This window comes from Leptospira noumeaensis (genome assembly GCF_004770765.1).
Lineage (GTDB): Bacteria > Spirochaetota > Leptospiria > Leptospirales > Leptospiraceae > Leptospira_A > Leptospira_A noumeaensis.
Window position 1 is genome coordinate 16,384 of record NZ_RQFK01000028.1, and the last position, 26,054, is coordinate 42,437.

Here is a 26,054-nt window from a genome sequence, read left to right on the forward strand (position 1 = left end):
TCATATCTTTTCTATCATAAAAAAAATTTCTCTGGTGTAGTCCGTCATCACTCGTACCATCCATGCTGAAAAAAATACAATCACAGCAAAAATAGAAACAAGTTTAGGAACAAAGGCAATGGTTGGCTCTTGGATGGATGTTGTTGTTTGTAAAATACCAACGATTAGTCCCACAACCAGTGCCGTAATCAAAATGGGACTAGATATTTTTAACGTAACTATGAATGCTTCCCGGAGTAAATTGACTACGTCGACTTCTGTCATTTATAACTCCTCACAAGTTCTAACACTAGTAAGTTCCATCCATCAATCAAAATGAAAAGGATAAGTTTGAGTGGGAGAGAAATCATTACCGGTGGCAACATCATAAAACCCATAGCAAGGAGGGCCGATGCAACAATCAAATCGATGACAATAAACGGAATGAAGATATAAATACCAATGATAAATGCTTTTTTGATTTCGCTCAGCATAAACGCGGGAACTAAAACATAAGAAGGAACATCTTCGAATGATTTTACGTTTTGTACTTTTCCAATTTTTAAAAACAGGGCTACGTCTTTGGTTCCATCTTTCCCGAGTTGACGGATCATAAATTGACGAAGGTGTTTCATCGATCCTTCAATCATTGCCGTTTGGTCAATTTTCCCATTTAAGTAAGGTTGGAGGGCTTCGTCATTCACCTTACCAATGGTAGGCGCCATAATGAAAAAAGTAACAAAAAGAGCAAGCCCCATCATCACCTGGTTTGGTGGTAAGTTTTGTAAAGAAAGAGCCCTTCTCACAAAATCAAACACAATCACAACCTTAGTAAAGGAAGTCACACTCATCACAATGGCAGGTGCCAAAGATAGAATGGTAACTAAAAAAAGGATCATCAGAGACAAACTTGTTTCTTTTGGCCCCTTCGCCTCATTTACGTTAAATGATAAATTGGGAATCGGAATTCTGGAACCTTTGTCCTGCGCCATAAGCCCTGTAAACCCACCAGCCGTGATGAGAAACAGAATCCCAATGAGAAAAATAATAGATTTATGTCTCTTAACGAAGGAAAAAAATCGAGGTCTCACGATTCCCCTCCCTCTAATAATTCACGGTGTTTGCGTAGCCGCTCCAAACCTTCTTTGGCCTTTCTTTGGATTTCAGCCGCCCCATCAAATTCCAAACTTTCCATCTTGGAAGGGTTGATTCGGATTTTTCTTTGAGCCTTGGATTGTAAACTCTCGAGAACTGTTTCTAAAAAATTAGGAACGTAAGGATCTGCTTCCTCTTTCATCTTTTGGATTTGTGATTTTTCATCGGGAGCAGTTACTTCAGTAAGTAAACTCACAGATCCATCAGCAACACCGAGCACCAGTGTACGACCACCCACTTCCACAATTTGTACGGATTGCGTAGCAGAAAGTGGCAAACTAGACAAAACCTTCATAAACCCTTTCACAGGGTATTTAGCAGATTTTGTTTTTTGCATTTGTAGAATTAAATAATAACCCGCTCCCACAAGGATAGCGAGGACAAATAAAATCTTTAGTAAAATCCAGGTCGCAGAAGGGGAATCGTCTGGATTTTCCGCATACCTTTCTTGGATTAAATTGGTTTCTTCCGAAACTTTTTGGCTCTCTTCGCCTTTCGCTTTATCAGAGTTAGAGGATCCTTCGAACTTAGGAGCCGGATTAGAATTACTGGGATCCGCTGGTTTTGCTTTAGAATCTCCCAATTCTTGGCGAAGGATTTGGTCAAGTTCCTTGGTTTCCACATTTTGGGAAACGAGAGGAGAAACAACAAAAACAAGGATGAGGCAAAAGTACATAACTTGCCCCTTTTGTTTAAGGTTTCTCTGAAAAAATCTGATCATTTCTCGCCTTTGAGTCTGTCTGTAGGACTTACGATATCGGTAACACGAACCCCAAAGTTTTCATCGATGACCACAACCTCACCTTTAGCGATGAGTTTGCCGTTTACAAGTAAATCCACTGGCTCACCAGCTAACTTATCTAGTTCGATGATGGAACCTTCACCCAAACCCAAAATATCTTTGATGTACATTTTGGTTCTTCCAAGTTCCACTGTCAGTGCCATTTGCACATCCATAAGGAGGTTGAGGTTTGTTTGTCCAGGGCCACCACCTGCTGTAGCAAGAGATGGAAAATTAACACCTTTGATTCCAACAGATCCCTGGCCACCACCCATACCCATATTGGGTTGCATGTTGACATTCATCCCGCCGGACTGTTGTTGTTGTTTTTGGCCCCCACCTTTTTGGATATCAAGGATGGAGTTTGCCATAGATAATGCGATTACGTAATATACTTTAAAAGAGCCAACTCCATCAATATTCAAACTGAGGGATGTTTTCACCAAACTACTGTCATCTGGGAGTTGTAGATCCCGTCCTGAATTCACAAGAGCAATTTCAGGTGGGTTCCCTGACATAGTGCCACCAAGTTTCATACCAATTTGTGCGGTAACCGTTCCGAGGATTGGAGCAAGTGAATCTTTTAATGTTTGGAGTTGAGCATTGTCAAGTTGACCGGGAGGAGTCATTCCCCCCATCATCACACCTGCAATTTTTGCGGCGTTTTCTTGGGCCATAATGAGACAAACTCGTCCCGCCAAACTTCCGCTAATGGTTGAGAATAAACTGACGGACTTACTGCCCAGTTCTTTTTGGATATCGGCCGAGGAGCTCGATTCGGTGGCAGGGTTCATAAAACGAGTGTTTTTTGCCAAGATCGTGCCAAGTGTGTTCCCCGCCACCTGGAATGCAGAGCCGATCACATCAGATATAATGTCACGGTCAATAGGAGATAGGTTGTCCGATGACGAACTTGCGGCGCCACTTAAAGAAGAGAGGTCGAATGTATCATCCGCGCCTTGTAGTAATGCGTCTATCTCGTCTTGTGAGAGTGAACCTTCACCCATACCCTTTTATCTCCGGAAAAACTTAGGATAATGAGACATAATATGAACCTTTTTGTCACTCAGTTTTTTTCCGAATTGACAAAAAGTATAAGGAATCAGTCAAAAGCACTTTCGAATCCGTCGGAATATGCCCGAAGGTTGTCGTAGGAGTAAATTCCCGTGTTGTGGTAGTCACTCCAGACGATGGAAATCGCATAACGGCCCACTTTTGTCCATGACAAGAGTTTGATGGACTGGATGTGACCGGTTGCGTCCCCTACTTTTCCGCCATGCCCACCCCGGCAAGTGGCACAGGGGCATTTTTTTCGCAGGTCGAGGAGAGAATACTTCGACCCATGCCCATCCTTCCATTCGATATAGAGCGAATCGTCATCGAAAGAAATTTCTTTAGGGAAGGTGGCAAGTTGTGAGTTCGGCATTTTATGCTTTCACCGGTAGTTTGGTCGTTTTGGAGCGAAAGTTTCCAACCGTGGTTCCGTATTGAATTTTGTCACCAAGGGCGATGTTTGTCAAGTCGATGGTGTCATTTTCAAACACTAGGATCACGGTAGATCCCATTTCAAAACGGCCAAGTTCCGACCCTTTATCAATCATAATAGATACGTCTTTGTAATGGTGTTCCTTCGCAAAACGGATCCAATTGTTGGTCACAATTTTATTGTCATAAGTGACACGGATCTTTCCTACGTTGGAAGCCCCAACTTTGATCACGGCAATTTTACCGTATTCGGTTTGTAAGAAGGTGATGAGTCTTTCGTTTTTCGGGAAAAGCCCACGGATGTTTAGAACCGCCAAATCGTTTACAGGGAAAAGTTTTCCCGGTTCATAATAATAACCCAAAATTTGGCCCGCAAACGGACTGTGGATACGATGGTAATCCTGAGGTGACAAATAAAACGTGATGTATTTTCCATTAGTGAAGTATGGGTAGTATTTCTCGGAACCTAACAGTTCTTTTACGGAATAATCAATTCCTTTGGCTTGGATGATCGTTGATTGGTTGATATTTCCAAAACTAGTAATTTTAGAGTCTGTAGGAGAAACCACGGCATTGGCAGCTGAATCGATGATCCTTGCTTCGGCCCGAAGGGCACGAGTGAAAAACTGATTGAGTGATGCGTATTCTTTGATTTCGAGTTCTGCTTCACTTAAATTGATTTTATAAGCTTTGGCAAAAGCCTTTAAAATAGGGATCATCATAAACCGTGGTAACTTAAACATAGAGAAGTAACCAAAAAGTTTAGAAATTAGATTTTTAGGAAGAAGTGTTAGAAACAAAAGATAAATATCTTTGAAAATTTCGTATCTTGCACCCGACTCCGTCAGGTATTTTTTGAGTTCAAAATTGGCAGATTTCCCAAGCAACATAAGGGAAACTAACAGAGGAATGCTTGTGATGACGGCCGCAATATAACCCCAATGCATTACAATGCTTAGAACATCGATTCCGTATTTTGTATAAAGGTAAGCAAACCCAAGTGTGGATCCAATAAACAACATTCTAAAAAAATTGGCAAATTTTTCACCAAATACATAAAATGCGTTTTGTTCTCCACTATAGAACCAACCAGCTAAACTCAAAATTCCAAAACACAAAAAGGAAACAAAAAATAAAATGGCAGGTAAGGATTCCTTTTGTTCTAAAATTCGGTTGGGGAAAGCCAAAATGGTTTCTAAATTGACTGCTCCATAAGAATACAAAACAAATCCAACAAGGGTTGCCATTACAAAACCCTCAAAAAAGGAAGCGAGCATACTCACTAACCCTTGTTTTGCGGCATAATCAGTACGAACCACACCAGCAATCCCAGAGGATTTTCCAACTGCAGTTTCTGTAGACAGAAAGAAAGTACTTAAAGAAGCAGATAGTGCTCGTAAAACTCCAAAAGCACCGCCACCTTGCAGCGCTTTGATGGAAAATGCTTCTTTTGTCACATCAGATAAAAATCCAAAAAATGAAATCATCCCACCGGAAAACAAGGAAACATATCCAAAAATAAAAAGTATGATACCTATGGGCGCCAAAATGGAAGCCGCTCTACCAACTCGCCTAACTCCACCGATGACTATAAAAAGTAAAATGACGGAAATGGAGATGGGGCCGGAAAGCCCTGAAAGATTTAATCCTTCTTTTGTGATATATGTCAGTCCAACAAATGGGAAAATACCACCAAACAAAAGCACGGTGACAAGACTTGCTAAAGAAAAAGCTACAGCAAGCCACTTGGCACGTAATGCTTTTTCAATAAAATACATGGGACCGGAAAGGTAACGGCCACTGGGAAGTTGGTTTCTAAATTTAACAGCAAGTGTCGAGGAAACAAAGCGGATGGGCATCACAAACAAACTCATCACCCAGATCCAAAAGAGAACACCAATTCCACCATAGGCAATGGCAAGTGCGGTTCCAATGACAGAACCAAGTAGGAGAGACGAACCAATTCCTGCAAAGAAGGCTTGCGAATGTACGAGTTGGCCCTTGGAACCCTTGAAGTCCATATTCCCGGTAAGGATTTTGAGAGCCAAAAAGAGAAAACGAATTTGCGGAAATCCTAACCGAAAACTCAAATAAATAGAGGCGACCAGGATGAGATAGAAATAAGGGCTGAGAATGTCAGATCCTAAAATCAGATTAAACTTAGATCCGTTTTGAAAGAGTGTTTCCATATTGGTTCTTCCTCACGAAATTGGATGAAATTGTTATGTCAAGATGTATTGTGATTCTTCCGTTTTTGGTTTTTATGATTTCTTCCGCTTACTCCCTCTCTTTAAGTGCGGAACCTTCGGGGATCGAGGTGGGAATGAGGTACGGAGCTGGGGAACGAGTGCCTGGTCGTTTTGATGGAGACCTAAAACAGTTTTCTTCCACCTTTAACCCTCTTATTTTTTCCAGTGTCAGTTTGAACGGTGGAAAATCCACAGACCTCTACGAAGGTTTTGTTCGGTTCCTTTTAGATTCACGTTCAAGGGTGGGTTTTGTCGTCGGTAGAAATGACTGGCAGATGCTCCAATTAACAGAAGTTACAAGTGACCTTTATTATACAAAACTTCGTTCGGAAATTTATTCCTATCATGTCCTAGGGATGTATTATTTTAACATGCCCATCTTTCGCAATTGGGAATGGGAAAACGGACTAGGGGTGGGTTTTACTTCAGCGGATTGGAACCTTTGGGGTTACTCCATTGGAGAAGCCGCCCCCAACACGAGATACTACAACCAGAGGGGAAGGCTTAGAGGGAGTGGACTTGCCTACCGTGTAGAAACTGCCATCAATCGTAGGTTATACGAAGATACTTTTTTTCAAATTGGACTTGGATACCACCACGTCGCCATTGATAAGTTTAGCGGGAACTACAACGGGGAGTTGTCTAGTTTTTATATACGAGCAGATGGAAAGGTCGGGGTGATCGATGACACGAGAATCATTGATGCCACTGTGAGCACTGCACAAACTTTTAGAAGGTTGGATATGAATTCGGGATCATGGGTTCTTTATTTTTCAGTGTTCCAAAGGTTTTTAGATTGACGATCCTTCCTGATAAGTATCATGCTTTAAGAAAATTACATGAAATCCTCTAAAATCATTACCATTGGCATCAAAGAACTGGCTCACCAAAAAGTCATCCTTGCCGCTTGGTATAACTTTCTAAAAGAAAACTTCGATGCAAAAAAAGTGACTGCGGAAGAATTTACCCAGTATCTACAAGCACATGTGATGTATGATTTGGACAAAGATCAAATTGAGTTGATGTTGTCTGGATCGGAACCTCTTTTAGAAGATTTCAAAAAGTCTATTTTTGGATGAACCTCCAAATCTTCGGAACTAAAAAATGCAAAGACACTAAGAAGGCGCAGTTGTTCTTCCAGGAACGACGTGTGAATTTTCAGTTTATCAATCTCCAAGAAAAAGAAATGAGCAAAGGGGAACTCAGATCCATCTTAGGAAGTGTAAATTTGGATGATTTGATTGATACAGAATCTAAAGTTTACGAAGACAAAAATCTAAAATACATGTTATACGATAAAGAAGAGGCCTTACTGACGAACCCCCTCCTCTTCAAAACACCAATCGTAAGAGATGGCAAACGCGCCACCATTGGATTTGTCCCAGAAATTTGGAAACAGTGGATTTTAGAATCTAAAAAATAAATGCTCGAAACAATCGTTGAAACCGTAATTCACAAACCTGTGAAGGATGTATTCTTATATGTCCGCAATATGGAAAACCAAAGTTTATACAATTCGAGTATTGTTTCTTCGAAAGTTATCAACGAAGAACGAACAGAATATCAAGTCAAAATAGATTTAGGGATTCTCAATTTAACAGAAACATATACAATTCAAGAAATCATAGAAAACAAACTGATTGTTGCTAGTTGTAAATCGAATGCGATGACATTTACCGATAGTTACGAATTTTCTGATTCTAATGGTAGCTGCCTATTGACTGTCAAAGACAAAATGGAACTTCAAGGACTTTTTAAACTGAGTGAAGGTCTTGTAAAAATGAATCTAAAAACTCAGATGTATCAAAACTTATCTTCTTTAAAAAAAATCCTAGAATCTTAAACGTTAACTCCCTTCTTTTTTCTGTTTCGAGAAAGTCTTCACTACATCTGGCAAAAACGGGAGAGAACTATTGATCCGATGCATTTCCAATGCAGGCCTTGCGGGAATTCCAAAATATACTGTTTTTTCTTTGGAATCTTCTGCTAGTCCGGAAAGTCCCAAAAGGATGGATCCCTTTTTCATCGTTAGGTGCTCTGCAACTGCTGATTGGCCAGCCAAAAAACATCCATCTTCAATGGTTACTGATCCTGCAAGAACAGTTGCTCCCGCTATGTATACATAATTTCCCACACGACAGTTATGGCCCACATGTACATGGTCATCAAATTTTGTAAAATTTCCAATGGTTGTAGATTCCAGAGCCGCTCTATCTACCGTACAATGTGCACCCATTTCTACATCGTCACCAATCAGAACATTTCCAATTTGGGGTACTTTATAACGTACACCCCCGTAATCATAAAAACCAAAACCATCGGCTCCAATCACTGTATTAGAATGGATCAAATTTCTTTTTCCTAACTTACAATTGTAATAAACCACCACCCCTGATTTGATAACTGTTTCTTCACCGACCTCCACGTTTGGTTCCAAAACTACATTAGGATGAATGACGGCCCGATCACCGATAACTACATTTTCTTGAATGACAGCAAAATCCATAATGGTAACATCATTGCCAAGTTTGGCGGTAGGATGAACACTTGCTTTCGAAGAAATAGAAACGTCTTGTTTAGGTTTTTTTTCAAATAAAGAAATGACTTGAATGAATTTTACCTTGGAACCTTCTTCGGGAACAATAATGGCATTGGGAAAATGAGAAGCTAAAGAATCAATGGTAAGAGCAATTTTGACATCAGCTGATTTTTTGTGTTTGGCCAAATACTTTTTAGAAGCCACATAATAAATGCTATTGGGGTCTACTGGTGTGTGGTGTTCCAAATCTTTGATACCACTAATTTCCAAATCACCAGAACCGGTGAAACTCGCACCTAATTGTTCAGCCAAATCTTTCAGTTTCATTGATATACCTTAGACTTGAAAACTACTTGGAAGGGACATATTTCAATCACAAATTTAAAATCTATCGTATTGGAATTTTCCAAACATCCGATGATCATTATATGTACTACCAAAAACTACAAAAGAGCCTTCGTTTGCTTTTGTTAACTTACACTGTTCAATATTTTTTGTTCGCAAATGGGTTGGTAGCACAGGAAGGTGTGGTTTTCGAAAATCCATATAAAAAAACGGAAAATCCGTCCGAACAAAAAACGTTCACTATTTACTTTGCAAAAAATTCTTCCAAAATATCGAAAGCGGATTTGGCCCGTTTACAAACTACTGCCGATTTTTTAAACCAAAATAGAAATTATGAAGTTGATATTCATGCCCATGCCAATGAAGGAAAAAACGCAGCATCGGATGTAACTGTTAGTGAAAAAAGATCATTAGAAGTGGAACGTTTTTTTCTAATTCATTTTGTGGAACCAAACCAAATTAGAAGGTTGTTTTTTGGAAACGCCAAATCTCCAAACAAAACCAAAGAACACCAAGCACTCAATAGGCGAGTGGAAATCAGCTTAAAACAAATTCAATAAGTAGTCCCTTTCCAATACTTTAAATCATCGATATCGTCGATATCAATAAGTTCATCAATTAAGGAAAAAGTTTTGTTTTCTTTTCTTATAGATTCGATGGTCAATGAAAGAACATCTTTTGTACTCCACGGAATGGAGTGAAATAAAAAAGGAGAAACTTCTTTCATTCCAAGTAAATAGTAACCTCCGTCTCGAGCAGGTCCGATCACAAAATCAGAGTCATCTAGTTTTCTGTAAGCATCAAACAAAATATTTTCTGTTAAAAAAGGACAGTCTGTTCCAATAATAAGGATTTTATTTGTCCCCCTTTGGAATTCTTTTTGGAAAGCCATTTTCATTTTAAAACCTAGGTCGCCAATTTCCTGAACTTCATAATCAAATCCAATTCCAAATTCATACGGTGGATTTTCTTTGGTATGATCCCAATACACGATTTTTTTAACATTAAGTTTGGATGTGACGGAAGTAGTGATATTTAGTAACTCAGAATATATGTCTAAGGTTTTTTCCTCTCCAATACTAACAGCAAGGCGAGTTTTTACCTTTCCCAGTTCAGGATGTTTGGCGAAGATAATTAACTTGTTTGAATCCATAAGAACCTAAAACTAAAATTGAAACCAACCAATGGATGTATACAAAATCACTATTCACATACAATCCATAAGATAAAAACGCAACAAAAGTCACAACCGCAACCAAACTTTTATTTTTTTGAATACTCAAAGCAAAAAACACCCAAGGAATCCAATACCAAGGATGGATCACGGGAGAAAACAAAAGGAACAAAGAATAAATCATTAAAAATCGGACAGGTAATTGAAAGTTTCGAAACAGATTCTTTTGATAACAAAAAAAATAAACGAAACTCAAAGTGAGAAAAGAAAGGATTCCTGAAAGATATTCACCTTGGAAAGGAATTAATATAGAATAGAAAATGGGTTCTACGAGTCCAGCAAATCGAAACGAATGGAAGAATAATCCTAACCCTGCAGTTCCTTGCATAACCAAATTAGAAAAAACTGTGAATTTCCAAACAACCAATGAACCAATTATAACGAACAAAAGACTAATCAATGTTTTTCGGCTTCCGCGTATCCCCAAAATAAAAAGGAAAGCATTAAACTTTATTTGAGTTAAAAAAAAGAAAGAAACAATGATTTTAAAAGTAGATTTAGACAAAAACAACAAAAGACAAACTGTAACCAAAAGAATTTCCGGATGCATTTGAGAGATTCCTTCCATGATGACAATAGGATTTCCAAAATATAACCAGAGCGAATCTTTCGAAAGTGCAGGGTATAATTTTCGAATGAGAAACAGATTCAAAATATCAAATAGGATGATTAAAATTTGGACTGCTAAGAAACTATTCTGAATGAAGGATCCAATGATGGTACCTAAAGCAAAAAAGCACTGAAGTAACAACGGATAAACAGAATAATAATTAGGACTATTCATTTTTAATAAAAGAAAATCCAAACCAAACGAATTTGTTTGTGCATATTCAGTTAGTTCTTGAGGTGTGTATAAATAAGGAGAAATCCCCTCTAAAAGTATTTTTGCATCAAAAAGATAACGATATATATCATCACTCCATACAGGTGTAACCCCAACCACCACCAGTCGTAAAAAAATCACATACAATACGAAAAAATGAAACTTATTCCCAAAAATAAATAGACCATCGATCAAAAAGTAAAAATAAATCGGTAGTATAAAAGAAATTAAAAGGACGATATATAAGTCGTTTCTGTTTCCAAAATGAACGAAACCGAAAAGCAAAATTGGATAAAGTATAAAAAGTATAATTTTTGTTAGTTTATCTGTTATGAACACTAAAGAGTAACAACCGAAAAAAAGTGTATAAAATTTTGATTCCCACGCGAATCGACATGGAAATGGTTCCCGATATTTTGGAAACACCTGCAAACCGCTTGCGGTAGTTCACAGAAATTTCAATTATATCCATTTTCATTTGAAGTGCTTTCACATGCATTTCAATATTCCAACCCCAAGTGGGATCTTCCATCTGCAAACGAACAAGGGAAGAATATCGCAAAATACGAAGTGGCCCCATATCCGTAAATTTTCGACGAAAAAAAACAAAAATCAAAAAACAGGTAAGTGCATTTCCAAAAATTTGAATGGGGGACAGAGCTCCTTTTTCGACAACACCAATGGTCCTAGAACCAATCACCAAATCGGCCTTGTTTGTTTCAATTTTTTGGATTAGTTTCTTTATATCCATCGGGTCATCAGATCCATCGGCATCACAGAAAAGAATATATTCCGGCTCTGGTTTTTTATTTTTGATCCAGTTGAGCGCAACGAGACAAGCATTTCCATAACCAATTTCGGGACAGTCCAAAGTAAAAATCCCCATTTTCCGAAGAATAACAGGTGTTTGATCCTTTGATGCATTATTCACTACAATAAAACTAGATTTTGGCAAACCAGAATTTTTGATTAAACCTGTTAACGCACGTTCAATGCCTTCTTCTTCGTCCCGAGCAGGAATGATACAAAGGATATTACTCACCTTTTTTTTCTACATTCCGCTTGAATAATTCTTCTAAAGGCGTGTCTTTTCTAGACTTTGTTTTTACTTGGTATAGAGACTCAATGACGAGAGAACTATGAGGGTATAATTCTTTTATCTTTTCTACTTTTTCTTTATATGGAGAAGTAAGATAACCTGACGACTGACTCATATAATCCGAAGTAACATTCTTCAAACGAACATGTGTTGCTTGGAAAAGATAAGAAACCACTGGAAGTTCGGTTTGTTTCAATGCCCAAACATAGACCTTCCCCGATGGAATTCGTGTATCATTTACTTTTTTTGCTTGAGGTGACCAAGTCCATTCCTGACCAATCGTTGATTCCGATTGAAAAATCGAATTTCCGTTTTTGTCCAAACCAACGATAGACAATCTGTAAAACCGCTCTGGGTCACCCGTTGTCACATGGTGGTCAGCGTTAGTATTTTTAATATGCACTTCGATGGTATTGTTATCTACTTTCCAACGAGAAAGAACAATGCCAGGTTTATAACCCAAACGAATTTGATCAGGATACAAATCGAATCTTTTCGGAACACCACCGCCAATAAACCCATGTTTGTGGGATGTTCGAATCTGTTTGTTTAGCGAAGCTTTGACAAAAGAACGACGAACTTCCGGTTGGTGGCAAGAAGAACAAGTTTGCTTGGAATGTGTGGCTTGTAACTCTGTCCCGGTTTGGAAAGAACAAACGAGTGATTCATTTAAAGTATAAGTTTCATTATGACAATCATAACAACGTTTTAATAATTGGTTACGATCAATTTTAATAGGGTGAGGAGGAGAAGTCCCACCGGTTCCACCTATCACATAACTTTCTTTTGTCTGCGAATCCACTCGTACATGGCAGGTGGCGCAGGTAACCCCTTCCTCCTTCATATCCGGATTAAAATTAGGATTTGGAATTTCTATAGGACGAAAATAATCTCCATTCCGTAGACCAGTGATGATGGTTTCTCTTTGGTTTTGAACGGGGATATGACAGTTCAAACAAATCCATTTAGGAGAACTCGGTTTTGCAAGTTCTGATTGGAATTGGATATCAGTAAGGGCATTAGCATGGGTAGAACGTTGCCATTCCTCATAAATTTCCGTATGGCAGTTCCCACAATTTTTGGCCGTAGGAGCCCCGACTCCTTTTAAATCAGGAAGATTTTCAATTGGTTTGGCCCAAATTTTACCAGGAAACACTTGTTCGATGGGAACCTCTCTTTGGTTCAGATAAAGAAATCCTCCAATCCCGAAAACGATTAATACCAAAAGGAGGATAAGTAAATTTCGTTTCAATTTTTAATTTCCAGTTTCCAACGGAAGTTTTGGATCATTTGACCATTCCCACATTGAGCCCGCATAGTTGTATGCATTATATCCATAAGTGCGAAGGATTCCAACCACAAAAGCGGAACGAACCCCGCCTGTACAATAGGCTACAATGGGTTTTTCTTTTTGAATGCCTAACTGTTTTAAATAAACTTCAACTTCTGATTTTGATTTAATATTCCCTTTAGAATCGAACAACTCTTGGTAGAAAAAAGATTTAGCACCTGGAATGTGCCCTCCTCTAGATTCACCGTATGGCGTTGCCCCAGTGAACTCTCTCGGTTCTCTTGTATCCAAAATTTGGTGTTGTTTCGATGGTAATCCCTTTAATATTTCATCTTTAAAAATGGCTGCCGATACAAGGGTTTTGTCTTTTGCTAATGGCAAGTTGATTGCCAAAGTCTCTGGTTTAGGATTTGTTTTTTTCTGGATTTGTTTTTCATAAGAGGAATATCCCCCATCAATCCAATAGGATTGTTTGAATCCGGCTTCCCGAAGACTCCAAACAATTCGCCCTTCTTCTCCCCAACCAGAATTCCCATCACCTAACACAAGAATATTATCATCTTGTTTAATCCCTAAATCATTTATTTTTTTACGAACGATCTTTAGTTCTAATAATTCACCCTTATGTGGGGCATCAGTGCGAGAAAGATCTTCCCAAGATAAAACAACTGCTCCTGAAACTTTGTTTTTCAAACGAGGCAATGCAGAACGAGTATCTAGAATTTTATATTTCGGAAGGGAGAGGGCTGATTCAGCTGAGAGAAACCAAGGAGCATCTACTAGTTTTGCTGCCCGTACAGAAGGCCCAGCGCTTGGTTCTTCGAAGAATGCTCCCAGAAGAGAGAAAAAAAATAGATAGATTCCGTAACAACGTAGTACTTTCACGAAAATTCCCCCGAATTTATAAAGTCTTTCTCTTTTAAGACGAAATATCGTCAATAAAATAAATATTTCATCCAATAAAGCGAATTTTTCTTGATAGAAGCAACCCTCCTCGTACTTTGGAATGGAATGGAGGGCAATATGAAAATTGGTTATTATCCGGACGTGGTCAATGAAAATGTCACAAGGATTGTCGCCTCGACTGTCGTATTCCTTGGTGTTTTTGCGATTCTTTTTCCGAACCCTTATGTGCTCGCACTTTTATTTGCCGGGTTTACTTTGCGTTTGAGTTACGGACCAAAGTTTGAACCGTTTGCTTTTTTTACTTCTAGATACTTGGTCCCATGGCTCGGAATTTCTTTTGTAGCCACAGCAGGACCACCCAAACGATTTGCGCAGCTCATTGGATTTTTATTTAGCGTCGGTGCCATTGTGTTTTTTGTTTTGGATCTAAGATTGGCTTACCAAATCACTTTAGCGACTCTCGTTTTTTTTGCATCACTCGAATCTTTTTTAGGATGGTGTGCTGGTTGTTTTGCATTTGGTCTACTGATGAAACTAGGAGTGATTCCGAAAGAAATCTGTGAAAGATGTAACAATCTAAATTTTAATAAATAGTTTTTGTTAAGACATTGTTACAATGGATTCTATTCATAAGTATTTCCTTGGTTACCATTCTTTTTCTATGGATGGTAACCCTTCCTAAATCTTTTTTTAAAAAATACAAAACAGAAATTTTTCTCATCGGCCTTAGCCTTCGTGTTATATTTATTTTTCTTCCTCCAGTTTGGGAAGACGATTGGGCGAGATATTTATGGGAAGGAAATTTTATTCGAAACGGAGAGTCTCCTTATGAAATAGCTCCTGAAATTTCATTTCAAAAATCTAACTTAAGTGAAATAGAAACAGAAATTTTATCGCAAATCAACCATCCTGATTGGACAACGATTTACACACCTTTTGTTTTGCTCTATTTTGCCTTATTTTCTCCAGGTTTTTCAGGAATTTTTTTAAAACTTAGTTATCTTATTTTAGAAACATTTAGTTTTTTATTATATTCGAGAGGTAAACCCTTCAAGTTTCCACTCCTGTATTGGATTTTTCCAATTTTAATCAAAGAAGTATATTTAAATTATCATTTTGAAATATTGATTCTTTCTCTTTTTTGGATTTTTTTAAATACAATCAAAAATAAAAGATATTCCCTTTCGAGTTTTATCTTTGGTCTCATCGTTCACATTAAATTCTTTTCTCTATTCTATTTTATGTATCTGATCCAAAATATACCATTCAAAACTTGGAAAAGGGATTGGAAAGAATGCCTAATGATTGGTTTGTCTTTTGTTTTAGGATTTTTTATTTTTTATTTCATCTACTACTTAATTTTTCCAAATTCAAACGACTTTGGATTTACCAACTTACTAAGATTTGGTGGATTTTTCAAATTCAACCAGTTTTATGAACCATTCTGGAAAATATTTGGGGCCGCGAATCTAAGAACATTTCCACTAGTGATATTTTTGGCTACTATGCTAATTTTCCTATTCATCAACCTTGAAAAGAAAAATCGATTCCGCAAATTCGAATCCATCTCCCGAAAATTAGATTTATATTTTTTATTTGGATACCTCTCTTTATGTTTACTCCCCGTATACAACCCTTGGTATTTTTTAATCCTTCTTCCGATCCTAGTCACTTCCAAGTCAGAAAGAATATTTCCATGGATTTTGGTATCACTCCCCCAATTATCTTACTTCACATCTGTCCGTTTGGGACTTGAATTTACCTATTTCTATGAAATCCCAAACTCCATCCTCTTGTTTGAAGCCTCAATATCCTTAATCTGCCTCACCTGGTATTTTAGACAAATATTCATTTTACTTTACAAAATATCCAATATATCAAACATAGCCCCTAAGGGAAGTATTGGGTATGGAAACAGAAATTGAAAGTTTTTCTGCCACAACAGAAAACGAAAGAAATGTCGATGAAGTGCTAACGGTTGTCCTTGGGGAAACCTTAAAACGCAGAAGGTTAGAACTAGGTTTATCCATGGAAAAACTTTCTCAGCTGTCAACCGTTAGTCGAGGAATGCTAGGACTCATCGAGTCAGGAAAAACCACACCCAGTATTGGGATCTTATGGAAATTATCAAAATCACTTCGGATTCCCATCGGAGAAATGATCCCTGATCTTTTTGCCCAGTCCCCACGGTTTATCGGATCCAACGAAGGCAAACGCTGGATTTCCGCTAAAAATACAGCAGAATCAAGGGTTTTTTACCAAGAAGAAAGAGATCGTTTGAGTCTTGTCGAATGGAAACTGACACAAGGAAAGATCTCCCAGTTCGGCCACTTACCAACTGCTTTTGATATCAAAATCTACCAAGTTTCCGGAAAAATAAAAATCAAATTAAAAACCAAAGAAATCATTTTGGAACCAGCAGACAGTGCCTTCTTTCCCATTGCGGAACTAGAATTCATTGAAAATGAATTCAGCGAAGAATCTAAATTTCTTTGGATCGCGTCCAAAAAGGCTCGGTAAAATAAGGAAGTTTTCTTGGAACCAAGAATTTCTAAAAAAAAAGGAAAGGCCAAAAAGATGCACATCTCGTGAATATATTGAACAATATATAAGATATTAAGTTCAATATATAAGATTTACTGTTTTTTGTTCCGACCCCCTTTTTCAGACTGACCTTACCATGTTTCCTAACTCTGGTGCAACCCCTACAGGGGGGAAACGGGAATAAAATCTAAGGATTAACAAATGAAAACCAATCTACTAACCAAGTCGATTGCTCTTATTACCGCGGGGTTCATCGGAGCCTGCGGTGGAGCCAAAAATAACGACACACGAAACCTGCTACTGGCAGCCCTTGCCCTCTCTTCAGGAATTAAGGTCAATAGTGCAGCCGAGTTAGCAAAAGAGTCTAACGACGATTATAATCTAAATGAATATGGACTCATCACTCCTTCTACATTAGGAAAATGGGTGAATAATTGGTCTGGAACTAAACCTGCTGGTATCAACGGTAAATTAGTCATCTTACAAAACGGTGCTAGTGCCACTTCTGGAAAAGAATACATCGCTGGAAACGGAAATGACGTTGTTGTGTATTCCTTTACTTTCGCTGATGGAGCCAGTGCCTTAGACGGTGGCGATGGTTTTAGCCAAAAACGAAGCAGTGGACTAAGTGATACAGTTTCTATCATTGCGAATGGAACTAAAGTGGATGCCATTCTCAATCGTTACGGAATTGATCCAAACAATGACCTAGTTGTCTTTGTTTCTTCTGCCAATGCAAACAGTCACGTCCAAGGAACACTTCGGGGATTTTATACCTTCCGTTATTGGGGATTTGATCATAAAAATCTTGCCTTCTTAAATGGAACTCTTCCTCGTCTTGCAGTAACAGATGGAAACTTTGTTCCTTTCAGTTCTACAACAAACACTCCTCCAAGTTACTCCAACCGTTACAGTGTAAAATCTCTTCGAGTTGATAACACCATTCTTATGTTACCAGTAGAAGATGTCATCACTGCAGCAAAAAATCCTAACAATGTTACTATTTCCGGACTTACTTCAAGTGTATTTATCTCAGATGCTAGATCTTCTTCTGGAAGTAGCAACGAGTATAATGGTGTAATCAAAAGTACAACTTCGGAAGTTTCAGGTAAATATGTTGGCTTTGAAGGTCGCATCAAAGGAGCTAAAGAACTTAAATGGACAGATTTACTCGATACAGAATTTCGATTCAAATCCAAAGCTGATCTAAAAGCATATTATGCCGGTAAAGGTTACCAAGAAGGCCAAACAGCCATCCAACTTTGCCGAACAAATAACAGATCGCAGGTGACTGGATTTTCATACATTGCCATTCTCGGATACCCATCTACTTATTATGATGGAAGTTGGATTGAATGGGGTAGTTTAACGGGTGGTGGACCTGCTCCAAAACTACCGCCTGATTCTCCATACCGTACGGATCTTCCAGAAGTATCTGAAGTGATCACTTACAATGTGGCTGGTGACGTAGATCCAAATTTACCAACTAACTTAAATACATTTGCAACTACTTCAAGAAAAATCATAGAAGAAGACAAAGCTTACAAACGTTAAAAGAAAATTTAAAACAGAGAGGGATGTTCCAACGTCCCTCTTTTAAAAATATAAAAATCGATTCGCAGGGAAAGTTATATGAAGAACATAATAACATTTTTAATTTTTAATCTACTTTTGATCTCATCCTCCTTCGCCTCTGGAGGGATTGGTGGTGGTGGTATCGCAAATATCCCACAAGGGCAAGATAGAGAAAAATACCATTTAGGAAAAGCAGTCTATAATCAAGATCTGACTTTAGAGAAACAACCGAATGTAAAATTGATCGAACAAGAAGAACGATTGGAATACTTACAAGGAAGTTTGCCAAATACAGAAAAAAGAAGGGTAAATCTTCCTGATTTTGCGGGGAAATTGACAGAAGAACAAATCACAGCACTTGAATACTTTGTTCAAGTTAGATTTAATGTGAAACTTCCAGAGAAGAAGAAGGAATAAACAATGAAATCTTTCTTTAACTTTTTAAAATACATATCATTTTTATCCGTTTTTGTTACACCAAGTATTTACGCACAACAAGCTTGGGCACCATACGAAAGACAACTTTGGGTACGGCCTGTTTTCATTCACTCTGAATACGACAGTGCATTCCTCGCCGGACAAAAAGCAAAATACGATGATAACGTTCGTTTGTCGGTTGCTAACTTAGCCCTAGAATACGGAATCACAGATCGCCTCACCGTAGATTTTACATTTGGGTTTGGAAAATTAGGTCGTCATCGAGTTTTTAATCGGTATTTGGGTTTACAACAAACTCCCGATGTTCCCGATAAATATGGATTTATGGATACAAGATTTGGAATCCGTTACAAAATTTTGGACGAATTCGATTCTAAATACCGCTTCATGCCAACCATCTCCCTTCGTATTGGCGGGATCAAAAAAGGAGATTATGATAGAAACCCTCAGTCCCTGGGTGATGGCGCCAGTGGTGGAGAGGTGAATCTTTATTTAGCTAAAGATTTTGGAATCTGGGGATTAGGTGGACTTGGAGAGTTTTCCTACCGAAAAAGAGAAAACCCAGTTCCTGATGATATCTTGTATTACTCAGCCTTTTACAAACGTTTTTTTGAATCTTTGTTTTTGACTGTTGGTCTCCGGGGGCAAGTAGGGCAAGGTGGTTATGCTTATGCCGATCCAAGGCAAGAACCACCATGGAACATGACTCGTTTCCCACAACCTTCCGTTTATGGAGTAAATCCTTATGATGTTTACGTACAAAATGAACGGCCTGCATGGGGAAGAAAAGAGGATTTTCATAATGCGGAAGTTGGCTTAAGTTATCAGGATAGTTTTGGAAACTTCTATACCTTATTCTACTCAGAAACAATTGCAGGTTATAACACTGCAAGATTAAAAACTGTGGGATTTGCAGCAACACTCCCATACAATCTTTAAGGGTAATCCAATGAAATTAAAATATCTAACATTAATTAGTCTAATTTTCATTCAACTGATCGGTTGTAAAGGTCTGCCGGAGTATTTGTTTTTACCACAAAGTTTCAAACTGGATTTAACCCCATTTTTGTTTCGTGTGTATTCTCCAGCGGAACTGGCAACTCTATCCAATTCCGATTTTAATCTAAACGATAGTGGACTCATCACTTCGACAAAATTTTCTAGATTTTTGTCTAATTGGTCGAACAACCGCCCCGCCGGTGTCTCAGGAAATTTGGTTATTTTTCAAGTCCAAACTTCTGGATCTAGCGGTCGTTACGTGTTCTTTGACGGGAAACAAACCTTTGCTTATCCCATAGCCAATTTACCAGAAGTATTAGCAGATACTCGAGATGATGGAGTTTTGGCTGTCGATGGAATTGTTCCCAAAGGAAAAAAAATTACAGACCTACTTACTAATTACGGGATTGATCCGGCAATTGATTATGTAGTGTTTGCCCAAGACACTTCTTCCCTTGCCAATCTTTCATCGGCAACTTTTGCTTATTATACCCTACTCTATTGGGGTTATCCAAAGGAAAGGTTAGCGGTTTTAAATGGATCCATTGCAGATTTAACGGCTTCAAATGCAATATTCACCACACCTTCTTTTACTTATACCAATAGTAACCGCGGGAATGGAACAAAAACCCTTTACCGAGATCATACTGTCTTACAACTAACGATTGGCGATTTAATCCATGCGATAAAAAATGGAAACACCAATTTTGAAGAAGTAGACCCTCTTCCGTTGGAAGGTTTTTATATCATTGATGGAAGACCAAATGCCGCGTATACAGGAACGGCAAACTCTACGGCCTCCGGTTCCAAATATGCAAACTGTACAACAAAAACAAATTCAACATTTGTGAGTAATACTTGTTTGGTGACTTATGAAGGTAGGATTAAATCTGCTTCCAATTTAGTACCCACCGATTTATATGATGGAACTACATTTCAGTTTAAATCTTTTACCCAGTTACAAACCTATTTGAATAACACTGGATACCAATCAGGAAAACAAATTTATGTTTATGGAGAAGATGCTACGAAAGGTTCCCTCGTCTGGTTTATCCTTCATCAAGTTCTAGGAAAACCAACACGGTTGTATGAAGGTGGTTGGAGGCAGTATGGTGCACTTGGACTTCGAACTCCGGCTTCTGGATCTAGCCCAAGTGCCATTAGTCAACCTGCTTCGTATTGGAGGACTGACATTGCCACACTTTCCGAAAGTAATACGGCGAATGCAGATGCCAATGTTCCGAATTACCAATTAGATGTTGCAAGACAGTTCATCAAATCAGCAAACAAAATTAGAGTAGAAGACAAATCTTTTTTACGAGGGTCGTCTTCGGCTGCTGCTGCAAGCGGTGGAGGTGGTGCTCCCTCTGGTGGTGGAGGAAATGCTTGCGGTGGATAATAGACTTTTATAGATTCATCTTAACGTGAATTATCAATCTTTCCAACTTACGAACATTATTCTCTCTTTTCTTTTGTTCGTAAGTTGTTCGGATTCACAGTTTTTAGAATCACATTGGAACCATCCCATTTCCGCACAAGGAACTCCTCCTTCTGATTTCCCTGCTTTAGAAAGAAACTTAAACCCCAAGTCCTGTGGCACTTGCCATCAGAATCAGTTCCAAAATTGGGAAAAAAGTTTTCATGCAAAATCGATAAGTCCTGGATTTTTATGGCAAAAGGAAATTTTTACAAAGGAAGAATACAAATCTTGTTTGAATTGCCATTCTCCTTTAGCAGAAACAAAATCAGAGATTGATTCAAACTTTCAAACTCCGGAAATCATAAGTTCAAAATCTCACAACTTTCCCGATGGTATCGATAACCCGTCCATTCTATGTGCTTCTTGTCATATTAGAAACCAAATTCGTTTTGGCCCTCCTCCAAAAATAAATAAAAAAATAGAACAAAACTCAGGAAGAATTCCACATAACAGTTATGTTGTGAAAGAAAAATTTGAATCTTCTGAGTTTTGTAAGTCCTGCCATGAAAGTAAAGAAACAGGTGTCCGTCTGAATGGGAAACGTCTCATGGAAGTTTATACAGAATGGGAAGGGAGTTCTTATGCAAAAGATGGAATCCAATGCCAAAACTGTCATATGCCCGACAGGGAACATTCTTGGAAGGGGATCCACGATAAGGATTTTGTCCAAAACTCGTTAGAACCCAAATGGGAAGTAAAAAAAAATAATGGTGTCTACCAAATCAAAGCGGAACTAAAAAATCGAGGAGTGGGCCATAACTTTCCTACCTACCTTGTCCCTAAAGTTTATTTACGTTTTTTCGCAAGTTTAAAAAGCCAAAATTCACGAATCCTCCTAGAAGAATCAATTGTTGGAAGAGTAGTCAACACGAACCTAACAGAAGAATACTTAGATACGAGAATCAAACCAAATGATTCTTATAAAATTAGTTTTGATTACAAACCAAATGAAAATTTGGTTACCGAATTGATTTGGGAAATTGAAGTAGATCCCGATGAACAGTATGTGCGAAGTTTTGAAGAAGAATTAAAAAATAGAGCCGGAACACTTTCATACCATTCCAAAAAACAATTACAAGAGTCCTTATATGAAAAAAAGAACTCTCGTTATATACTTTTTACTTTGAGTTGGAAAGTGCCTGTTTCACTTCGACAATAATATCATCGATATGTTCTAATCCGACAGAAACTCGAATTAAACCCGGCAAAATACCAACCGCGACTCTTTCTGCTTCTGTTAATTTAGAATGAGTTGTGGATGTTGGATGAGTCACAGTGGTTCTAGTATCACCCAAATTGGCAGTCAGTGAAAACCATTTTAATGCATCTAAAAACTTTCTAGCCCGATCAACCCCACCTTTGATTACAAAAGAAACAATCCCACCACCAGATTTCATTTGTTTTTTAGCTATCGCATAACCAGGATCATTTGGCAAAAATGGGTATCGAACAAGTTCCACATCTTGTGATTGTTCTAAAAATTCAGCTAACTTCATTGCATTTTCAGAATGCCTATCCATTCTTACAGCAAGAGTTTCCAAACTTTTAGAGATAATCCACGCATTCATTGGTGACAAGGATGGGCCTGTATTACGAGCCATATACCGAATGGGTTGGATGAATTCTTTTTTACCCAAAATAATTCCTGCGATTACTCTTCCTTGCCCATCCAAATATTTGGTTGCCGAATGGATCACTATATCTGCACCAAAGTCAGCAGGTCTTTGGATATAAGGAGAACAAAAACAATTGTCTACAATGAGAATGGCTTTTTTCTTTTTACATAAAGCAGAAACCCATGCCAAATCCACAATATCAAGCCCAGGATTCGAGGGTGTTTCAATGTATACTATTTTCGTATTTTCTTGAAAGGCTTCTTCCCATAACTCAGGTTTGTTGATGTCTACGTAAGTTGTCGTCACTCCAAATCTCGGTAATATGTTTGCAAAAATTTGATGGGTGGAACCAAAAATGGCGCGTGCCGATACGATATGATCACCTGACTTCACAAGTCCAAACACAGAAGTAAACACAGCTGACATTCCAGAAGCTGTGGCTAATCCATCTTCTGTATGTTCCAAAGAACACATTTTATCTATTAACTCAGTAGTATTGGGATTGGAAAATCTTGTGTATTGATTTCCTGTTACTTCTTCTGCAAAAAGTGCTCTCGCATGTTCCGCATCATCAAAAACAAAACTGGAAGTTAAAAATAGTGGGGTGGAATGTTCTTTTTCCCCGGTTCGTTTGGTTTGGATGCGGATGGCGTCAGTTTCAAAGTGTTCAAACATATCTTCTACCAAGGTCGGGAATGAACCTCCGAATTCATCATTTTTTTTGGAAAATATCTGCTATAGAATCGGAATTAAACCAATATAACAGAATTTTTAAGAAATTTCTGCAATTTTACCGTCAATCATATGAACACGCCGGCTGGCAAGGCCCGCATAATCAGGATCATGCGTAACAAAAAGAATTGTAGTTCCATCCTCTTTGTTGATCCTTTTAAAAATTTCCATCACCTTATCTCCGTTAATTGTATCTAAATTTCCCGTTGGTTCATCTGCAAAAAGAAACTTCGGTTTTTGTACAAGTGCACGAGCAATGGCAACTCGTTGCCCTTCCCCACCAGACATCTGGCTTGGGAACTTGTCTTTACAATGCAAAACGGAAAAACTTTCCATCAAATGAAGTGCATAGTTTTCAATAGTTTTATGTGTCCCTGTTTTTCGAGCGGGCATAGTTATATTTTCGAGGCCGGTTAGTTCAGGAAGTAAGTAATGGAACTGGAAAACAAAACCGATGGATAAATTTCTTAAACTATGGACTTCTTTACTTCCCATCTTTTGGAGAGAGTTTCCATTGATTTTCACGTCCCCACTTGTTGGGTTGTCAAGCCCACTTACAATGTATAATAATGTGGATTTTCCTGATCCTGATTTTCCAGTCAGAGCCACAAAATCACCCATAGTAATTTCTAAGGAAACATCTTTAAGTATATCTTGTGGTGGTTCTCCAAAAGATTTAAAAATATGTTTTGCTTCGATTCCGAACATTTAGGTCGCTCCTCGAATGATATCAACAGGAGAAAGACGGCTTGCCATACGAGCAGGAATATAACTGGCAATAGACGAACTCAGAACAGCAATACAAAAACCTTTGAGGTAAATCATCCAGTCCCAGGATACCATCATGGTTTTCATCAGTGCCTTTGAATTTTGTTTTGGATCTCCGATGGGAATTCCATCAATATAATAACATCCGAGAATCCCAACTAAGATTCCAATGACCGCACCCAAAGTTCCTAAAAACAATCCTTGGAAAATAAAAAGTTGGATTGTATCCTTTTCATCGAAACCTATCGAACGAAGGATGGCTACTTCCTTTTTCTTTTGATTCACTACCATATTTAAAATATTATAAATCCCAAAAGCTACCACTAGGATGATCGTAAAGGTTGTAGAATTACGCACAATATCTTGAGTTCGGAATACTTGCAAAATACTAGCATTCACTTCGTCCCAACTTTCCACCTTGTCTTTACTAAAGTATCTTAAGTCTTCTGCAATTTCTTTTGCAGCCCGAATGTCTTTAATTTTGACGATGATTTGAGAAATTTCACCACTTGACTTTGTAATACTTTGTACGGAGGAAAGTGAGGAGTATACAATCACTTCATCGATGAGTCGATTTCCTGTACTCAAAATTCCAACTACTTTCACAGGAATTAAATTTGTTCCAGGAATATAAACAGAAATGGTATCACCCATTTTGGCCCCGAGTTTATTAAGAACACCTTCCCCCATTATGGCAAGGGAAGATCCGCGAGACAAGTCAGACAATTTTCCTTCAACGATATAGTCGCTTAAGTTTGTGACTTTGGGTTGGATATTTGGATCCACACCAACAAACCTAGCTGGTGCGGTAGCCTCTCCATTCACAAAAATAACTTCTTTTGACAATTGGGGAGCAAAAGAAAGAATTCGATGGTCATTGGAAAGTTTATCCATCCACCCAAGAACATTCGTTAACTGAGAATGATCGGTTCGACCCGATGGAGGAGACAACCATCGAACGATTTTATCTTTAAAAAAAACATCTTCAAAGGTTCGTTCAGAAATAAGTTCGTCTCTTGGTGAAATTTTTATTTGCCCATCGGAATTCACTAACTGGTCAGTGATGACTGCTTGGAATCCTAACATAATACCCGAAAATACAATATAACCGGCAGTCCCAAGAACAATTCCAATCAAAGTTAGAATTGATTGTTGTGGTCTTGAAAATATTTGTCTGATCGCAAGGAAAAACATCTTAGTTTTTTACCAATACTTCGTCGCCTTCTTTCAAATCTCCTTGGATAAGCTCACCAAACTCTGAATTGATGGCACCAATTCGTATTTCAATTTTATCTTTGTTGCCATCTCGAATACGAGTTACTTTTCCCCTATCTACGGCGACTAATGGAACTAGTACGACATTTTCTTTAGAGGAAACTTCGATGGCAACATCTGTTGTCATATCCGGCAAAATACCATCAGGCAGTTCTTCTGCTTCAATCCGAACCAAAAACTGTCCGTTAGATGGATAAATTCTTTCGACTTTCCCTTTATAGATATTTCCTCTAATGGATTCAAAACTAAGTTGTACACTCTGTCCGGGTTTGACACGTAAGGCAGATTCTTGGTCAAGAGCCACGGAAATATAAACCAATTTTAAGTTTTGGATTTCTAAGAGAGGAAGACCTGGCATAGCTGTTTCATTTTTTGCTACATTGAGTTTCGTTAAAGTTCCATCTAAAGGAGAACGAAAGGTAATACCCGAATCATTTGTAAGCAGGGCTTGGCCTTTTTTGACAATTTGACCTTCCTCTACAAAAATCTCACGGACGGAGGCAGCAATGCCAAACTTCAAACTAAAGTAGTCCAAAGGTTTCACCGTACCCAAAGCATAAACGGCTTCCACAAGGGATCCTTTTTCCACTAACATTCGGTTTGACTTAGAAGTTCTAAAGAAAAACGAAAAAACTAAAATTAGAATGATTACAAAAATTACGGAAATGAGATAAAGTTTTTTACGATCCATGATGACCAAATAACCACTGGTCGATAGGATTTGAAAATTCTTTTTCTAAG

Annotated in this window: 29 protein-coding genes; 13 read left to right on the plus strand and 16 right to left on the minus strand. The window is 38.2% G+C overall.

Annotation, left to right across the window (positions count from 1 at the left end; genetic code table 11):
- From fliQ to asd, 6 genes are all read right to left on the minus strand, one after another.
- Complete coding sequence (gene fliQ / locus EHQ24_RS15310; RefSeq protein ID WP_002974890.1) at positions 1–264, minus strand: flagellar biosynthesis protein FliQ; 264 nt, start codon at positions 262–264, stop codon at positions 1–3.
- The gene (fliP, locus tag EHQ24_RS15315; protein WP_135602509.1) at positions 261–1,070 is read right to left on the minus strand and encodes a flagellar type III secretion system pore protein FliP; all 810 of its coding nucleotides are present in this window, start codon (positions 1,068–1,070) and stop codon (positions 261–263) included. Before fliP ends, fliQ begins: the two co-directional genes overlap by 4 nt.
- Complete coding sequence (locus tag EHQ24_RS15320; RefSeq protein ID WP_135602510.1) at positions 1,067–1,810, minus strand: FliO/MopB family protein; 744 nt, start codon at positions 1,808–1,810, stop codon at positions 1,067–1,069. The genes fliP and EHQ24_RS15320 overlap by 4 nt, the downstream gene beginning before the upstream one ends.
- Before the next feature lie 41 nt (positions 1,811–1,851).
- Positions 1,852–2,922, minus strand: a complete 1,071-nt coding sequence (gene fliN, locus EHQ24_RS15325; RefSeq protein ID WP_135602511.1) for a flagellar motor switch protein FliN — start codon at positions 2,920–2,922, stop codon at positions 1,852–1,854.
- Positions 2,923–3,017: 95 nt separating this feature from the next.
- Positions 3,018–3,341 (minus strand): DUF971 domain-containing protein, encoded by a 324-nt coding sequence (locus EHQ24_RS15330; protein WP_135602512.1) that lies wholly within the window; start codon positions 3,339–3,341, stop codon positions 3,018–3,020.
- Position 3,342: 1 nt separating this feature from the next.
- A complete protein-coding gene (gene asd, locus EHQ24_RS15335) occupies positions 3,343–5,589 on the minus strand; it encodes an archaetidylserine decarboxylase (RefSeq protein ID WP_135602513.1) in 2,247 nt (748 codons plus the stop codon).
- A 35-nt stretch (positions 5,590–5,624) separates the two neighbouring features.
- On the opposite strand from asd, the gene EHQ24_RS15340 reads away from it, so the two are divergent.
- Genes EHQ24_RS15340 through EHQ24_RS15355 form a run of 4 tightly spaced genes read left to right on the plus strand, consistent with a single transcriptional unit; the run spans position 5,625 to position 7,492 of the window.
- The gene (locus EHQ24_RS15340) at positions 5,625–6,449 is read left to right on the plus strand and encodes an LIC_11366 family protein (protein WP_135602514.1); all 825 of its coding nucleotides are present in this window, start codon (positions 5,625–5,627) and stop codon (positions 6,447–6,449) included.
- A 39-nt stretch (positions 6,450–6,488) separates the two neighbouring features.
- The gene (locus EHQ24_RS15345; RefSeq protein ID WP_135602515.1) at positions 6,489–6,728 is read left to right on the plus strand and encodes a hypothetical protein; all 240 of its coding nucleotides are present in this window, start codon (positions 6,489–6,491) and stop codon (positions 6,726–6,728) included.
- Positions 6,725–7,072: an arsenate reductase family protein gene (locus EHQ24_RS15350; RefSeq protein WP_135602516.1), complete on the plus strand. Its 348-nt coding sequence runs from the start codon at positions 6,725–6,727 to the stop codon at positions 7,070–7,072. The genes EHQ24_RS15345 and EHQ24_RS15350 overlap by 4 nt, the downstream gene beginning before the upstream one ends.
- Entirely contained in the window at positions 7,073–7,492 is a 420-nt protein-coding gene (locus tag EHQ24_RS15355; RefSeq protein WP_135602517.1) for an SRPBCC family protein, read from the plus strand. It begins immediately after the preceding gene.
- A gap of 3 nt (positions 7,493–7,495) precedes the next feature.
- Here EHQ24_RS15355 and lpxD read toward each other — a convergent pair whose 3' ends face one another.
- Positions 7,496–8,515 (minus strand): UDP-3-O-(3-hydroxymyristoyl)glucosamine N-acyltransferase, encoded by a 1,020-nt coding sequence (gene lpxD / locus EHQ24_RS15360; protein WP_135602518.1) that lies wholly within the window; start codon positions 8,513–8,515, stop codon positions 7,496–7,498.
- Between the two features lie 26 nt (positions 8,516–8,541).
- Between lpxD and EHQ24_RS15365 the strand changes: the two genes are divergently transcribed.
- On the plus strand, positions 8,542–9,093 hold the full coding sequence (locus EHQ24_RS15365; protein ID WP_244310468.1) for an OmpA family protein: 552 nt from the start codon (positions 8,542–8,544) through the stop codon (positions 9,091–9,093).
- Here the strand turns inward: EHQ24_RS15365 and EHQ24_RS15370 are convergent.
- The 5 genes from EHQ24_RS15370 to EHQ24_RS15390 all read right to left on the minus strand — a co-directional run bounded on the left by EHQ24_RS15370 (position 9,087) and on the right by EHQ24_RS15390 (position 13,865).
- A complete protein-coding gene (locus EHQ24_RS15370) occupies positions 9,087–9,686 on the minus strand; it encodes a TIGR04282 family arsenosugar biosynthesis glycosyltransferase (protein WP_135602519.1) in 600 nt (199 codons plus the stop codon). The genes EHQ24_RS15365 and EHQ24_RS15370 overlap by 7 nt on opposite strands.
- The gene (locus EHQ24_RS15375) at positions 9,646–10,785 is read right to left on the minus strand and encodes an MptA/MptB family glycosyltransferase (RefSeq protein ID WP_244310469.1); all 1,140 of its coding nucleotides are present in this window, start codon (positions 10,783–10,785) and stop codon (positions 9,646–9,648) included. Before EHQ24_RS15375 ends, EHQ24_RS15370 begins: the two co-directional genes overlap by 41 nt.
- A gap of 127 nt (positions 10,786–10,912) precedes the next feature.
- Positions 10,913–11,632 (minus strand): glycosyltransferase family 2 protein, encoded by a 720-nt coding sequence (locus EHQ24_RS15380; RefSeq protein ID WP_135602521.1) that lies wholly within the window; start codon positions 11,630–11,632, stop codon positions 10,913–10,915.
- Entirely contained in the window at positions 11,625–12,941 is a 1,317-nt protein-coding gene (locus tag EHQ24_RS15385; protein WP_135602522.1) for a multiheme c-type cytochrome, read from the minus strand. Before EHQ24_RS15385 ends, EHQ24_RS15380 begins: the two co-directional genes overlap by 8 nt.
- Before the next feature lie 3 nt (positions 12,942–12,944).
- Entirely contained in the window at positions 12,945–13,865 is a 921-nt protein-coding gene (locus EHQ24_RS15390) for a sulfurtransferase (protein ID WP_135602523.1), read from the minus strand.
- Positions 13,866–14,003: 138 nt separating this feature from the next.
- Between EHQ24_RS15390 and EHQ24_RS15395 the strand changes: the two genes are divergently transcribed.
- The 8 genes from EHQ24_RS15395 (at position 14,004) to EHQ24_RS15430 (ending at position 22,081) form a co-directional block, all read left to right on the plus strand.
- A complete protein-coding gene (locus EHQ24_RS15395) occupies positions 14,004–14,480 on the plus strand; it encodes a DUF4395 domain-containing protein (protein ID WP_135602524.1) in 477 nt (158 codons plus the stop codon).
- Between the two features lie 47 nt (positions 14,481–14,527).
- A complete protein-coding gene (locus EHQ24_RS15400) occupies positions 14,528–15,811 on the plus strand; it encodes a hypothetical protein (RefSeq protein ID WP_244310470.1) in 1,284 nt (427 codons plus the stop codon).
- Positions 15,795–16,406, plus strand: coding sequence for a helix-turn-helix domain-containing protein (locus EHQ24_RS15405; protein ID WP_135602526.1), 612 nt, complete (start codon positions 15,795–15,797; stop codon positions 16,404–16,406). The genes EHQ24_RS15400 and EHQ24_RS15405 overlap by 17 nt, the downstream gene beginning before the upstream one ends.
- 225 nt (positions 16,407–16,631) lie before the next feature.
- A complete protein-coding gene (locus EHQ24_RS15410; RefSeq protein WP_135602527.1) occupies positions 16,632–17,984 on the plus strand; it encodes a rhodanese in 1,353 nt (450 codons plus the stop codon).
- 78 nt (positions 17,985–18,062) lie between these two features.
- Entirely contained in the window at positions 18,063–18,422 is a 360-nt protein-coding gene (locus EHQ24_RS15415; RefSeq protein WP_135602528.1) for a hypothetical protein, read from the plus strand.
- A 3-nt stretch (positions 18,423–18,425) separates the two neighbouring features.
- Positions 18,426–19,382 carry a hypothetical protein gene (locus EHQ24_RS15420; RefSeq protein WP_135602529.1) on the plus strand — a complete coding sequence of 319 codons (957 nt, stop codon included), beginning with the start codon at positions 18,426–18,428 and terminating at the stop codon, positions 19,380–19,382.
- Positions 19,383–19,392: 10 nt separating this feature from the next.
- Positions 19,393–20,841 (plus strand): rhodanese-like domain-containing protein, encoded by a 1,449-nt coding sequence (locus EHQ24_RS15425; RefSeq protein ID WP_135602530.1) that lies wholly within the window; start codon positions 19,393–19,395, stop codon positions 20,839–20,841.
- Positions 20,842–20,866: 25 nt separating this feature from the next.
- Positions 20,867–22,081, plus strand: a complete 1,215-nt coding sequence (locus EHQ24_RS15430) for a multiheme c-type cytochrome (protein WP_244310471.1) — start codon at positions 20,867–20,869, stop codon at positions 22,079–22,081.
- On the opposite strand, the gene EHQ24_RS15435 is transcribed toward EHQ24_RS15430, so the two are convergent.
- From EHQ24_RS15435 to EHQ24_RS15450, 4 genes are all read right to left on the minus strand, one after another.
- Positions 22,041–23,213: a trans-sulfuration enzyme family protein gene (locus EHQ24_RS15435; RefSeq protein ID WP_135602531.1), complete on the minus strand. Its 1,173-nt coding sequence runs from the start codon at positions 23,211–23,213 to the stop codon at positions 22,041–22,043. The genes EHQ24_RS15430 and EHQ24_RS15435 overlap by 41 nt on opposite strands.
- A 96-nt stretch (positions 23,214–23,309) precedes the next feature.
- On the minus strand, positions 23,310–23,978 hold the full coding sequence (locus tag EHQ24_RS15440) for an ABC transporter ATP-binding protein (RefSeq protein ID WP_135602532.1): 669 nt from the start codon (positions 23,976–23,978) through the stop codon (positions 23,310–23,312).
- Positions 23,979–25,232: an ABC transporter permease gene (locus EHQ24_RS15445; RefSeq protein WP_135602533.1), complete on the minus strand. Its 1,254-nt coding sequence runs from the start codon at positions 25,230–25,232 to the stop codon at positions 23,979–23,981.
- Between the two features lies 1 nt (position 25,233).
- A complete protein-coding gene (locus tag EHQ24_RS15450) occupies positions 25,234–26,004 on the minus strand; it encodes an efflux RND transporter periplasmic adaptor subunit (RefSeq protein WP_135602534.1) in 771 nt (256 codons plus the stop codon).
- Positions 26,005–26,054 lie beyond the last annotated feature (50 nt).

Excerpts from the sequence above, each read along its gene's own strand:
- EHQ24_RS15445 (WP_135602533.1), bottom strand. The coding sequence starts at position 25,232 with ATGTTTTTCCTTGCGATCAGACAAATATTTTCAAGACCACAACAATCA.
- EHQ24_RS15330 (WP_135602512.1), bottom strand. The coding sequence starts at position 3,341 with ATGCCGAACTCACAACTTGCCACCTTCCCTAAAGAAATTTCTTTCGAT.
- EHQ24_RS15350 (WP_135602516.1), top strand. The coding sequence starts at position 6,725 with ATGAACCTCCAAATCTTCGGAACTAAAAAATGCAAAGACACTAAGAAG.
- EHQ24_RS15410 (WP_135602527.1), top strand. The coding sequence starts at position 16,632 with ATGAAAACCAATCTACTAACCAAGTCGATTGCTCTTATTACCGCGGGG.
- EHQ24_RS15320 (WP_135602510.1), bottom strand. The coding sequence starts at position 1,810 with ATGTACTTTTGCCTCATCCTTGTTTTTGTTGTTTCTCCTCTCGTTTCC.
- EHQ24_RS15435 (WP_135602531.1), bottom strand. The coding sequence starts at position 23,213 with ATGTTTGAACACTTTGAAACTGACGCCATCCGCATCCAAACCAAACGA.
- EHQ24_RS15340 (WP_135602514.1), top strand. The coding sequence starts at position 5,625 with ATGTCAAGATGTATTGTGATTCTTCCGTTTTTGGTTTTTATGATTTCT.
- EHQ24_RS15440 (WP_135602532.1), bottom strand. The coding sequence starts at position 23,978 with ATGTTCGGAATCGAAGCAAAACATATTTTTAAATCTTTTGGAGAACCA.
- EHQ24_RS15450 (WP_135602534.1), bottom strand. The coding sequence starts at position 26,004 with ATGGATCGTAAAAAACTTTATCTCATTTCCGTAATTTTTGTAATCATT.
- fliN (WP_135602511.1), bottom strand. The coding sequence starts at position 2,922 with ATGGGTGAAGGTTCACTCTCACAAGACGAGATAGACGCATTACTACAA.
- EHQ24_RS15395 (WP_135602524.1), top strand. The coding sequence starts at position 14,004 with ATGAAAATTGGTTATTATCCGGACGTGGTCAATGAAAATGTCACAAGG.
- EHQ24_RS15345 (WP_135602515.1), top strand. The coding sequence starts at position 6,489 with ATGAAATCCTCTAAAATCATTACCATTGGCATCAAAGAACTGGCTCAC.
- EHQ24_RS15370 (WP_135602519.1), bottom strand. The coding sequence starts at position 9,686 with ATGGATTCAAACAAGTTAATTATCTTCGCCAAACATCCTGAACTGGGA.
- lpxD (WP_135602518.1), bottom strand. The coding sequence starts at position 8,515 with ATGAAACTGAAAGATTTGGCTGAACAATTAGGTGCGAGTTTCACCGGT.
- fliQ (WP_002974890.1), bottom strand. The coding sequence starts at position 264 with ATGACAGAAGTCGACGTAGTCAATTTACTCCGGGAAGCATTCATAGTT.
- EHQ24_RS15355 (WP_135602517.1), top strand. The coding sequence starts at position 7,073 with ATGCTCGAAACAATCGTTGAAACCGTAATTCACAAACCTGTGAAGGAT.
- EHQ24_RS15425 (WP_135602530.1), top strand. The coding sequence starts at position 19,393 with ATGAAATTAAAATATCTAACATTAATTAGTCTAATTTTCATTCAACTG.
- asd (WP_135602513.1), bottom strand. The coding sequence starts at position 5,589 with ATGGAAACACTCTTTCAAAACGGATCTAAGTTTAATCTGATTTTAGGA.
- EHQ24_RS15405 (WP_135602526.1), top strand. The coding sequence starts at position 15,795 with ATGGAAACAGAAATTGAAAGTTTTTCTGCCACAACAGAAAACGAAAGA.
- EHQ24_RS15415 (WP_135602528.1), top strand. The coding sequence starts at position 18,063 with ATGAAGAACATAATAACATTTTTAATTTTTAATCTACTTTTGATCTCA.
- EHQ24_RS15420 (WP_135602529.1), top strand. The coding sequence starts at position 18,426 with ATGAAATCTTTCTTTAACTTTTTAAAATACATATCATTTTTATCCGTT.